Origin of the sequence: Kribbella sancticallisti (assembly GCF_039530625.1) — a bacterium.
Lineage (GTDB): Bacteria > Actinomycetota > Actinomycetes > Propionibacteriales > Kribbellaceae > Kribbella > Kribbella sancticallisti.
The window spans coordinates 67817-79922 of sequence record NZ_BAAAOS010000001.1 but is presented as its reverse complement, the minus strand read 5'-3'; the positions used below and the strand labels follow the sequence as shown (position 1 = coordinate 79922).

Genomic DNA, 12106 nt, shown 5'->3' with positions numbered 1-12106 from the left:
CGGTCAGTTGTCGGCCCGGACGCCGTTGATCCAGACCTGGTCGAGGCGCAGTCCGTCGACGTACTGGATCGAGTTCTCCTCCTCCATCCCGTCGAACCGGCAGGCGTGCAACCGGATGTCGCGGAGCGGGTCGGTGGCCAGGCCGAGCAGGTTCAGGGCGCGCGGCGCGCCGGCGGCGGTGAGGTGGCTGATGGTGATGCCGTGCAGGTCCGGCGGGAAGTCGCCGGTGGTGACGTTCGCGTAGTTGAGCACGATCTCCACCACCGCGTCGGCGGCCTGCCCGACGGTCACCCGGCGGACGTCGATGTTCGCGATCGTGCCGCCGCGGTGCGGGTTGCTCTTGATCCGGATCGCGCGCTCCAGCCGGGGGCTGCTCATCCGGCAGTCCCGGACGAAGATGTCGGTGACCCCGCCGGTGGTCTCGCTGCCCGCCGTGACGCCGCCGTTCCCGTCGGCCATCTCACAGTCGCGGACGACGGCGTACCGGGTCGGCACGTTCACCCGCCGGCCGTCGGCGTCCTTGCCGGCCTTGAAGGCGATGCAGTCGTCACCGGTGGAGATGGTGCAGCCCTCGATCAGCACGTCGGTGCACGACTCCGCGTCGATGCCGTCGTTGTTCGGCCCGTGCGGGCTGTCGATGGTGACGCCGCGGACGGTGACGTTGCGGCACAGCACCGGGTGCAGGTTCCACATCGGCGAGTCCTTGGCCGTGATGCCTTCCAGCAGCACGTTCTCGCAGCGGTTGAACTGGAGCAGGTTCGGCCGCAGGTGGTGACCCTCGCCGAACACCCGCTGCTCGACCGGTACGCCGTCCGCCGCCTGCTGCAGCAACAGCGTCTTGTCCGGGCCCTCGTTGGGCGGTGGGCCACCGGTCCAGTCCCACCAGTGGGTGGCGTCGGCCCGGCCGTCCAGCACACCGGAACCCGTGACGGCGATGTCGCGCTGCTGGTAGGCGTACACGAAGGCCGAGTAGTTGTAGCACTCGGTCCCCTCGTACCGCGTCGGCACGACCGGGAGGTACGCCGCCGGGTCCTGGCTGAACGCCAGCCTCGATCCGTCGGCCAGGTGCAGGTCCACGCCGCTGAGCAGGTGGATCGCGCCGGTCCGGAAGTCACCGGCGGGGACGAGGACGTGACCGCCGCCGGCGGCGTGGCAGGCCTCGATCGCCGCCCGGATCGCGGCCGTGGAGTCGGTCGCGTCGTCGCCGACCGCGCCGTACGCGGTGATGTCGAACCAGCGGTCCGGGAACCGCGGCGGCTTGATCCGCAGCAGGATCCGCGCCACCTGGGCGTCGGCCGCGGCCTCTGCCCGGGCGGGGTCGAAGGCCGGTGCGGTACCGAAGGCTGTGGTTCGTGTCGCGGCGGCGGCCGGGGCGGTGCCGCCGCCGACGACCAGACCGGCGGTCAGTGCGCCGCCCGCCAGCAGGAAGCTGCGGCGGGCGTAGGACGGGTCTCCGGCGGCACGGTCGTCGTCGTGCCGACGGCGGGCGCGGTGGAGTTCGTCGCTCATAGCTGTGCTCCGTTCGGACTGCACGGGAGTGCAAACGATTGCACCTGATCGAACACCGGCCGGACAGGTGTGTCAACGGCTCGTCGCGATGAAGTGTTGACCGGCCTGAAATCTCTTGGATACTTGCGTGCAAAGGTTTACCCATCGAAAGGTTCCCGTCATGAACCCCAGCCGCCGCCGGATCCTCGGCCTCGGTCTTACCGGAGTTGTTGCAGCAGGCATCGGATCCGACCTGCTGGGGCCGGCCGCCGCGACCGCGTCGTCCGACCGGGAGCTGTCCGTCCGGTCCCGGATCCGGCCGCCGCGGTTCCCGGACCGGTGGTTTCCGATCACCGAGTACGGCGCGACGCCGGAGAACGCGACCGACGGCATCGCCCGCGCGATCCGGGCGTGCAACGCGGCGGGCGGTGGGCACGTCGTGATCCCGCCGGGCGTCTGGCAGACCGGGGCGATCCACCTGCTCAGCTACGTCGACCTGCACCTGTGGGAGGGCGCCACGCTGCGGTTCAGCACCGACCCGGCCGCCTACCTGCCGGTGGTCCGTACCCGGTGGCAGAGCGTCGAGGTCTACAACTTCTCCTCGCTGATCCGGGCGGAGAACCAGACCGACATCGCGATCACCGGCTCCGGTGTCCTCGACGGCGCCGGGGACAACGAGCACTGGTGGTACCTGATCGGCAGCGGCCAGTACGGCTGGCACAAGGGGCTGCCGAACCAGCGCGCGGACTGGGGCGCGCTGGAGCGGATGAACAACGAGCAGGTTCCGCTCGAGCAGCGGGTGTTCGGCGAGGGCCACTACCTGCGGCCGAGCTTCATCCAGCCGTTCCGCTGCCGGAACGTGCTGATCGAGGGCGTCACCGTGCGGAACTCGCCGATGTGGACGATTCATCCGCTGGAGTGCGGCAACGTCACCGTGAAGGACGTCCAGGTGCACAACCTCGGGCCCAACGGTGACGGCTGCAACCCCGAGTCGTGCACCGACGTGCTGATCCAGGGCTGCACCTTCGAGACCCACGACGACTGCATCGCGGTCAAGTCCGGCCGGGACGCGGACGGCCGCCGGCTCGGGCTGCCGTCGCGCGGCATCGTCATCGAGGACTGCACGTTCCTCAGCGGCGGCGCGGCGGTCGCGATCGGCAGTGAGATGAGCGGCGGGATCGAGGACGTCTTCGTCCGCCGGCTGCGGATGCCCGCCGATCCGGCCGCCGACGAGGCGTTCATGCAGTGGATGCTGTGCGTGAAGTCGACCTCCACCCGCGGTGGGTACGTACGCAACATCGACGTACGCGACATCGACTGCGCGGCGTGGACCTACCGTCCGCTGGAGATCACGTTCAGCTATCAGGGTGGCGGCGACCAGACGCTGTTCCCCGACGTCCGCGACATCCGGTTCGACAACGTCCGGGTCGGCCGGGCGGAACGGGCGTACCGGATCGTCGGCGCGGAGACGATGCCGATCCGGTCGGTGGCGGTGACGAACAGTCATTTCGACGTCGTCGCGGCGGAAGCTGTCGTACAGTACGCCGACGACGTGAAGATCCGGAACGTACGGATCGGCGACACCCGGGTGGGGTGACGGCACCCCGCCCCGGAACGGGCGAGAGGGCACAGTGGCAGAGCACGGACGGGTTCGGCTGATCGACGTGGCGCGCGCGGCGAACACGTCGGTCTCGACCGTGTCGCGGGCGCTGAACGGCTCCGACCTGATCTCCCCGCAGGTGGTGGCGCACGTCCGTGCGGTGGCCGACAAGCTCGGCTACCGCGCCGACCGGCGGGCGCAGGAGTTCAAGCTCGGCCGCCCCCGGACCGTCGGCGTCACCGTGCCCGACCTGGCCAACCCGTTCTTCTCCGAGGTACTCAAGGGGCTCGGCGCCGCCGCCCGCGCGGACGGTCACCGGCTGCTGATCGGCGAGAGCGGAGAGGATCCCGCCGAGGAACTGCGGCTGGTCGAGGAGCTTGCCGATCACTCCGGCGCCCTGGTGCTGTGCAGCTCGCGGCTCAGCCGCGGCGGTCTGGACAAGGCGCTCGCGCTGCCCGTCCCGGTCGTCTGCATCAACCGGACGGTGAAGAACGCGGGCGTCGTGGCGATCGACTATCGCGCGGCGAGCCGGTTGCTGCTCGAGCACCTCACCGGACTCAATCACCGCCGGGTCCTGTACGTCGGCGGCCCGGCCTCGTCCTGGTCCGACGCCGAGCGCCGGCGGACCCTGCGGCGGACGGCGCGGTCGCTGGACGTCACGCTGGACGAGATCGACGGCGGCTGGTCCGGTCACCACGGCTACGAGGCCGGCCCGACCGTCCTGCGCAGCCGGGCGACCGCGGTCATCACCTTCAACGACCTGGTCGGCGTCGGGCTGCTCAGCTGGTTGCACGACAACGGCGTCGAGGTCCCGGCCGAGCTGTCGGTGACGTCGTACGACGACATCCCGATCGCGGCATACTCGCGGCCGCCGCTCACCTCTTTGCGGAACGAACGCGCCCGGCTCGGCGAGCTGGCCTGGAAGCAGCTGGCCGGGCGGCTGGAGGGTCAGGACTGGCCGCGGCCGGAGCTGCTCACGCCGGAGCTGGTGGTTCGGGCCAGCACCGGTCCGGCCCGGCGCGGGGTCCGGATCCGGACCCGGGGCTGACGGTCGGCCGAGCGCGGCCCGATATTCTGCGAAGGGCCGGAATCCCTGCTCACAAACGTTTGCACTGGACCCCAGCATGCGGACACCCCGATGACCAGAGGGGTCGCTGTGGGTTAGGTTCGGGACATGCTGCCGTCACGAATTCTGCTGGGGACGGCGTACTACCCGGAGTATCTCTCCCGCGCGCAGGCCGGCCGGCTCGACACCGATCTGGACCTGATGGCCGCGGCGGGGATCGGCGTGATCAGGGTGGGCGAGTCGGTCTGGTCGACCTGGGAACCGCGCGACGGGGTGTTCGAGCTGGACTGGCTGCGGCCGGTGCTCGACGGCGCCACCGAACGCGGGATCAGTGTCGTCCTCGGGACCCCGACGTACGCCGTGCCGCCCTGGTTACAGCGGGCCCACCCGGAGATCGCGGCCGAGCGCCGGACGGGTGAGCGGGTGCCGTGGGGAGTGCGCCAGGAGGTCGACTACCACCAGCCTGCCTTCGGCTTCCACGCCGACCGGGTGGTTCGCCGGATCGTCGAACACTACCGCGACCATCCGGCAGTGATCGGGTACCAGGTCGACAACGAGCCGGGCCTGCTGCTGCCGCACAACGAGAGCACCTTCCAGGCGTTCGTGGCTCAGTTGCGCGAGCGCTATGGCGACGTGGACACGCTCAACGAGGCCTGGGGCCTCACGTACTGGTCGCACCGGCTGAGCGACTGGCCCGAGCTCTGGCGGCCGGACGGCAACAGCACTCCCTCGTACGACCTGGCCTGGCGGCGATTCCAGGCGAGCCGGACGACCGACTTCATCGGCCGGCAGGCCGACCTGGTCCGCGAGTTGCGGCGGCCGGGGCAGTTCGTCACCACGTGCCTGGCGTACAGCCGGGCCGCGGTCGAGGACGTGCCGCTGACCGAGCGGCTCGATGTTGCGTCCGGCAACGTCTATGTGCACGTCCAGGACGGGTTGGAGCGGCCACCGGGACCGGAGCGGTTCGAGCCCGGCTGGTTCGGGCGCAGCGTCGCCGAGCTGTACCTGTCGGCCGACCGGATTCACGCCTCCCGCCAGGGGCCGTTCCTCGTCACCGAGGCGAATGCGACCTCGATCGGTGGCTCCCAGCTCAACCACCCGCCGTACGACGGTCAGCTGCGGCAGCTCGCCTGGGCCCTGGTGTCCCGGGGCGCGCGGATGATCCAGTACTGGCACTGGCACTCGATCCACCACGGCGCGGAGACCTATTGGGGCGGGATCCTGGGGCACTCGCTGCAGCCGGGCCGGGTGTACAGCGAGATCGCCGCGATCGGGGCCGAGCTGGGCCGGGTGGGCGGGGAGGTCGCCGAACTTCGTCCGGACGTGGACGTGGCGGTGCTCTGGTCGACGCCGAGCGATTGGGCCCTGCAGTTCCAGCCGCCGCTCGCGCATCCCGGCGGCAGACCGGACGCGGCGTCGTACCGGACGATCGTGACCGCCTTCTACACCGGCGTGGTCGACGCGGGGCTGCGGCCGGGGATTCTCGCGGCCGAGCACCTCGGCGACGATCCCGCCGCGCTCGCCGCGAGCTTGCCGGTGCTGGTCGTGCCCGCCTTCTACGTCGGGTCCGACGACGAGCTCGACCTGCTCACGGAGTACGCGCGGGCCGGTGGTCACTTGGTGGTCGGCCCGCGCACCGGGTACGCCGATCCGGAGGCGTGCGCCCGGGCCGAGGTGGCGCCCGGGCGGCTGCGAGAGGCGGCCGGCGTGCACTACCCGGAGTTCGAGAACCTGCTCGACCCCCTACCGGTGTCCGGCACGGTGGGGACCGGCGGCCAGGCGACCCGGTGGGCCGACGACCTCGTCCTCGACGACGCGGAGGCACTGGCCTGGTACGACCATCCGGGTGGCCGGCGGCGGCCGATCGTCACCACCAAGCAGTACGGCCGCGGCCGGGTGACGTACGTCGGCACCGTGCCCGATCCCGTCCTGGCAAGAGCGATCGCCGGGTTCGTCGGCGCGGCCGGGCCGTGGCGGGATCTTCCGGAGTCGGTCACCGCGCTGTCAGCGGTGAACCCGATGGGCCGGCGGCTGTGGTTCGTCCACAACTGGTCCGGCTCACCGGTCGAGGTCGCGGCCCCGAGCGCGATGACCGACGTACTGCGCCAAGCGCCCGTCGCCGCCGGCGAGTCGATCCAGCTGGCAGCCCGGGACGTCCGCGTCCTGAGAGAGGAAGCCTGATGTACTACGAGGATCTGGTCCCCGGTACGGGTCGCCGGGAGCCGCGGGCCTGGTTGCGCTCGTCCGCGCCGGTGATCAGTCTCAACGGTTCCTGGCGGTTCAAGCTCTCGGCCGGGCCGTCGGAGGCGCCGGTCGATGTGATGTCACCGACGGCGGCTGACAACGACTGGGACGAGTTGGTCGTGCCCGGGCACTGGGTGCTGCAGGGGTACGACCGGCCGCGGTACACGAACACCGCGTTCCCGTTCCCGATCGACCCACCGCGGACCCCGGCCGCCAATCCGACCGGCGATCACCGGCGCTGGTTCGACCTGCCGGCGGACTGGCCCGCCGGCCGCGCGGTACTGCGCTTCGAAGGCGTCGACTCCTGCTTCAAGGTCTGGCTGAACGGTGCGGAGCTGGGCACGTCGAAGGGGAGCCGGCTGCCGAGCGAGTTCGAGGCCGGGCCGCACCTCCGGCCGGGGCGGAACCTGTTGACCGTCCGGGTTCACCAGTGGTCCTCGGGCAGTTACCTGGAGGACCAGGACATGTGGTGGCTGCCGGGGATCTTCCGCGACGTGACGTTGCGGAGCCATCCGGCCGACGGTATCGACGATGTCTTCGTGCACGCAGGCTTCGACCATGTCACCGGCGCCGGTGAACTCCGGGTCGACTGCGTGACCACCGATCCGGCGTACGGCGCGCGCGTGCTGGTGCCGGAGCTCGGGCTGGACCTCGCGCCGGGGGAGTCGGTGGCGATCCCCGCGGTCGAGCCGTGGTCGGCCGAGGTCCCCAGGCTCTACGAGGCGACCGTGGTGGCACCCGGCGAGACGGTCGAGCTGCGGATCGGCTTCCGGACGATCAAGCTCGAGGACGGCCTGCTGACCGTCAACGGCCGGCCGATCCTCTTCCGTGGCGTGAACCGGCATGAGCACGACGAGTACCGGGGTCGCGCGGTCAGCACGGAGACCATGCGGCAGGACCTGGTGCTGATGAAGCAGCACAACATCAACGCCGTCCGCACCGCGCACTACCCGCCGCACCCGGCGTTCCTGGATCTGTGTGACGAGCTGGGGTTGTGGGTGATCGACGAGTGCGACCTGGAGACCCACGGTTTCATCTACACCGACTGGCAGGGCAACCCGGCCGACGACCCGGCCTGGGCGCCGATGATGCTGGACCGGATGCAGCGGATGGTCGAGCGGGACAAGAACCACCCGAGCATCGTCGTCTGGTCCCTGGGCAACGAAAGCCACCGCGGCCGCAACTTCGGCGACCTGGCGGCGTGGACGCGGGACCGCGATCCTGACCGGCCGCTGTTCTACGAGCGGGACCGCAGCTACGAGTTCTCCGACTTCTACAGCCTGATGTACACCCCGCTCGAGGAGCTGGAACGCATCGGTTCCCGGACCGAGGAAGTGCCGGCGGAGACGGCGGAGGATCCGGAACTGGAAGCGCGGCGGCGGGCGCTGCCGTTCGTGTTGTGTGAGTACGCGCATGCCATGGGCAACGGCCCGGGCGGTCTGGCGGACTATCAGCGAGTGTTCGAGAAGTATCCGAGGCTGCAGGGTGGCTTCGTCTGGGAGTGGATCGACCACGGCTTGTTGTTGCCCGGAGCCACCGACCACGTCTACGGCGGCGACTTCGGCGAGAAGATCCACGGCTCCAACTTCTGCGTCGACGGCCTGCTCTTCCCCGACCGGACCCCGTCGCCAGGCCTGACCGAGTACAAGAAGGTGATCGAACCAGTCCGCGTGACCGGCCCGGATCCTCTCCGGATCGAGAACCGCCAGGACTTCGCCACCTTGGACCACCTCGAGTTCACGTGGATCGAGGAGGTCGAAGGCGAGGAGGTCGCCGCGGGAACGCTGACGGTCCCCACGATCCAGCCCGGCGCCTCGGCCGAAGTCCCGCTCCCTGGCGGCCTCGTCGGCGGCGGGGGCGAGCGGTGGCTCACGGTGAGAGCGATCCTGGCCAAGGACGAGCCCTGGGCGGCGGCCGGTCACGAGGTCGCCTGGGGACAGTTCGAACTGCCCCGATCGGCGTCCGTGGTACCGGACGCGAGTCAGAGAACAGTTGCCGCTGGCCACGACCGGATTCGGCTGGGCCCCGGTGTCTTCGACTTGCGGAGTGGGTTGCTGGTGGAGCTTGGAGGGCTGTCCGTGGAAGGACCCCGGCTGGATCTCTGGCGAGCGCCTACTGACAACGACAACGGGCAGGGTGGGAACAACGATGTAGTCAGTGAGTGGCGGGCTGCCGGGCTGGATCGCTTGGAGCACCGGGTTGATGCGGTCGAGGTCGGTGAGCGGGAACTGGTGGTTCGCAGTCGGGTCGCGCCGGACGGGCTCGGACTGGGCGTGCGGACGACTTATCGGTGGACCGCCGCGGGGGAGACGCTGAGGTTGAGCGTCGACGTCGAGCCGGACGGCGGCTGGGACGGGCCCGGTGGGACCATCAAGCCGGTGTGCGGAAGCTGGCCGCGGCTCGGAGTCCGGATGGCTCTGCCGGCGCTGATCGACCGGGTGCGCTGGTTCGGTGGGGGGCCCGGGGAGGCGTACGCCGACAGCAGGCAGGCTTCGCGGGTCGGGCGGTACTCGGCGACCGTGGACGAGTTGCAGACGCCGTACGTGGTGCCGCAGGAGAACGGGGCGAGGATCGACGTCCGGTGGGCTGAGCTCGCGGATGCCGAGGGCAACGGAGTACGGGTGGACGGGGCACCGGTCTTCCAGTTGACGGCGCGGCGGTGGACGGCCGAGGACCTGGAGCGGGCGCGGCACCGCGGTGACCTGGTCGCGCGCGATCGGGTCTACCTCAATCTCGACCTGGCGCAGAACGGGCTGGGTAGTGCGTCGTGCGGCCCGAGAGCGTTGCCGCAGTACGTGCTCGCTCCCGGGCCACAGTCCTTCGCGGTGACGTTCGGACCGCTCAGCGCGGGGTGACGAAGGTGATGTACGTCGAGTTGCCCTTGTCCTCGACGCCGGAGTTGGCGCCGAGCTGGACCGGTCCGGCCGGCACCTCCCGCTTGAACAGCAGCAGCCGCTGATCGGTGGTGCCGACCGTCTCGCCGGTCCGGGTGAACGAGCTCAGCCACTCCGGCCACCACACCCCCTCACCGCGCGGGTCGAACGCGACGTAGACAGTCGCCGGGCGGCTCACGTCGAAGGTCAGGTACGTCGGACTGGTGTTCTTCGAGTCGTTGTTCGCCCCCGGGATCAGCGCATGCCCCGCCAGCTGCGACGGCAGGTCCGTCACCGTGTAGCTGCGGTCCACGTAGATCGGCGCACCGGTCTGAGCCTTGACCAGGTTCTGCAGCTTGTCCGGGGTCCGCACGGTCACCAGGTCGCTCTTCAGCGGCGGCTCGCTCTTCGGTACGCCGAGCATCCGCGTGCCGACGGTCTTCACCGCGTCGGCCTGCTCGCCGGTCAACGGTGCGAAGGCGAACGAGGACAACGGTACGGCGACCCGCTCCACGACATACGAGTGGTTCGGCGCGACCGCGACTGTGACGACGTCGTCGGTCGTCGGTGCGGTCACGGTCTGCCCGGTCCGCTGGTCGACGACCCGGAACTGCTGACCCGGCCACGGGTTGCGGACGCGCAGCGAGTCCTTGCTGCCGGCCTGGATCCCGACCACGCTCGGTACGCCGTTCCTCACCTCGGTGCTGATCCGGTGTTCACCTTCGATCTGGACCGACCCGGCGACGTCCCAGTCAGTCGGCCAGGCTGGAGCGACGTGCAGCACGCCGTCGTACGACTGGACCAGCGCCTCCTGGAGACCGGTGGTGAGGACGCCGCCCCACTCGTTGTAGAAGCTCTGTTGCCGGACCGCCTCCCGCCCGGTGCGGTGCACGGTGAAGCCGTTCGGGAAGATCTGGAAGTCCTGGATCCCCTTCAGGAGCAGCCGTTTGACCTCGCCGGCCTGTCCGAGCCGAGCGGCCCAGGTGCTGTCCATGCCCCAGTCCTTGTCCTGCGGGTAGACGCGCTGCCGGTAGGTCGCCTGCATCAGCTCTGAGGTCTCGTCGAAGACTCCCCACGGCCAGAGCGCCTCCAGCTCCGGGTTCTGTGTGTTCCGCGCTTCCTCGTCGGTCCCGGACCACGCGAGCACCTGCTCACCGCCGCGTTCGACGGTCCGGAACGGCGGGAGCTTGGTCACCGCCGCGCGCAGCCGGGTCGCCAGCGCGGGATCGTCGTGGGAGTCCGCGAGGTCGGCGACGATCGGGAAGATCACCCGCATCCCGGCGAGGTCGGGCGTCGGATCGGTGGTGTCCCACTGCACCTCGAGCGCGTTCACGTGTTCGAGGTGCAGGTAGCCGTCCGCGCCGGGCCTCAGCACTGACAGGTGGAACTCGGCGATGTCGCGCATCAACGGGTACGCGCGTTCGAGCAGGGCGCGGTCGCCGGTGTGGCGGTACTGCTGCCAGATGTTGTTGACCAGTTCGGGGCCGGTGCTCAGGATCCGCTTCACCCAGCTCGGCTCGGTGGTGTTGTCGCAGCCGTCGGCCGTTCCGTCGTACCGGAGGAACTCGGGCACGCAGGTGCCCCTCGCGCCGACCCAGTGGGTCCGGGTCCACTCCTTCATCAGCGCGGCCCGGTCGAGGTAGAAGCGGAAGTACGGCGAGTTGTACTCCGCGATGCCGGCGCCGAGGTTGGCCGACACGAGCATGCGCAGGTTGAAGTGCCAGAACGAGTCCTGCGCCCAGTCGGCCTGGTCCTTGGCCGACGAGAACATCCGGACCACCGCCCCGTGGGTGCTCGGTACGGCGGACCGCATCGAGGCGGCCATCGTGTAGAGCTGCAGGGTCCGCAGGTTCTCGACGTACTCGCCGGAGCCGTCGGCGGAGGTGATCCGCAGCGGCGCGGCCTTGGCCCAGAACGCGTGCCACCACGCCGTGTGCCGCTGATCCGGCCGCGGCTCGTCGGCGCCTTTGACGGCCTGCCGCGCGGCCGCGCCGACGTCACCACCGGTATACGCCGGGACGCCGACGACGAGGCGGAACGAGCCGTCGGCGTTCGGGCGGAAGGTGAGCCGGACGGTCAACGGGTCGACCACCTCGGCCGAGACGTCGCGGGCGCGGGCGGTCAGCGCGGCGACGGCGCCCGTCGTACTGCCGGACGACTGGTCGTGGAAGGTCTCGGCCAATGCGGCGACGGTCTGTGCGGCGACGGTCTTGGTGGCGATCGCCTTCGGAGTACGGCCGTCCCAGAGCTTCAGGTCGGCGGTCTGTTCCTTGCCGGGGTCGGCGCCGGTGACCTCGAGGACGAACTGATCGGCGTCGGCGCGGACGTACGAGTGGGCCGACATGCCGCCGCCGCGCTGGACCACCTGGCCGTCGTACAGGGCGAGCCGGCCGGTGTAGTCGGCGGCGCGCATCAGCGGGTCGAGACCGGGCACGACGAGGCGCCCGGCGGACTTGAGCTCGGGGAAGGTGTCGACCCGGTTGAGCTGGGCGCTGTACCCCTTCTCCGCCCAGACGGCGGCGCCGAGCGTCCCGTTGCCGAGCGGCATCGCCTGGTAGGCGCGCCAGGCCGGGCCCTCCTGGACCAGGTCGGAGCGGGCGACCAGACCGGCCGGGTCGGTTCGCAACGCGCCGTCGCGCCACGCCGTGGTGACGGGGTCGGCCGGGACGGCCGGGCCGGAGGCGGCGGCGAGTGAACCGGTACTGACGGCGAGCAGGGAGGCGAGCAGGGGCAGCGTCCATCGAACTGGCTGCATCACGTGAACCTTTCGGGTGGCGGACCGGGTCCGTGAGCTTCGACCACAGGTGCAGTGCGAACGTTTGCACTGGTCAATCG

At 70.5% G+C, this 12106-nt stretch carries 6 protein-coding genes; 4 read left to right on the top strand and 2 right to left on the bottom strand.

What is annotated here, in order from left to right:
• Window positions 1–3 precede the first annotated feature (3 nt).
• On the bottom strand, window positions 4–1509 hold the full coding sequence (locus tag ABD255_RS00295; protein ID WP_344208424.1) for a glycoside hydrolase family 28 protein: 1506 nt from the start codon (window positions 1507–1509) through the stop codon (window positions 4–6).
• Window positions 1510–1669: 160 nt separating this feature from the next.
• Here ABD255_RS00295 and ABD255_RS00290 point away from each other — a divergent pair, with 160 nt between their 5' ends.
• The 4 genes from ABD255_RS00290 (at window position 1670) to ABD255_RS00275 (ending at window position 9253) form a co-directional block, all read left to right on the top strand.
• A complete protein-coding gene (locus ABD255_RS00290) occupies window positions 1670–3085 on the top strand; it encodes a glycoside hydrolase family 28 protein (protein ID WP_344208422.1) in 1416 nt (471 codons plus the stop codon).
• Between the two features lie 34 nt (window positions 3086–3119).
• Window positions 3120–4136 carry a LacI family DNA-binding transcriptional regulator gene (locus tag ABD255_RS00285; protein WP_344208420.1) on the top strand — a complete coding sequence of 339 codons (1017 nt, stop codon included), beginning with the start codon at window positions 3120–3122 and terminating at the stop codon, window positions 4134–4136.
• 126 nt (window positions 4137–4262) lie between these two features.
• Window positions 4263–6335, top strand: coding sequence for a beta-galactosidase (locus ABD255_RS00280; protein WP_344208418.1), 2073 nt, complete (start codon window positions 4263–4265; stop codon window positions 6333–6335).
• Window positions 6335–9253 carry a glycoside hydrolase family 2 TIM barrel-domain containing protein gene (locus tag ABD255_RS00275; RefSeq protein WP_344208416.1) on the top strand — a complete coding sequence of 973 codons (2919 nt, stop codon included), beginning with the start codon at window positions 6335–6337 and terminating at the stop codon, window positions 9251–9253. The genes ABD255_RS00280 and ABD255_RS00275 overlap by 1 nt, the downstream gene beginning before the upstream one ends.
• On the opposite strand, the gene ABD255_RS00270 is transcribed toward ABD255_RS00275, so the two are convergent.
• Window positions 9240–12026 (bottom strand): glycosyl hydrolase family 95 catalytic domain-containing protein, encoded by a 2787-nt coding sequence (locus ABD255_RS00270; protein ID WP_344208415.1) that lies wholly within the window; start codon window positions 12024–12026, stop codon window positions 9240–9242. The genes ABD255_RS00275 and ABD255_RS00270 overlap by 14 nt on opposite strands.
• Window positions 12027–12106: the final 80 nt, after the last annotated feature.

What these genes read in the sequence shown, in the direction of transcription:
- ABD255_RS00270 (WP_344208415.1), bottom strand. Translation starts at nt 12,026, where the DNA reads ATGCAGCCAGTTCGATGGACGCTGCCCCTGCTCGCCTCCCTGCTCGCC.
- ABD255_RS00275 (WP_344208416.1), top strand. Translation starts at nt 6,335, where the DNA reads ATGTACTACGAGGATCTGGTCCCCGGTACGGGTCGCCGGGAGCCGCGG.
- ABD255_RS00290 (WP_344208422.1), top strand. Translation starts at nt 1,670, where the DNA reads ATGAACCCCAGCCGCCGCCGGATCCTCGGCCTCGGTCTTACCGGAGTT.
- ABD255_RS00295 (WP_344208424.1), bottom strand. Translation starts at nt 1,509, where the DNA reads ATGAGCGACGAACTCCACCGCGCCCGCCGTCGGCACGACGACGACCGT.
- ABD255_RS00280 (WP_344208418.1), top strand. Translation starts at nt 4,263, where the DNA reads ATGCTGCCGTCACGAATTCTGCTGGGGACGGCGTACTACCCGGAGTAT.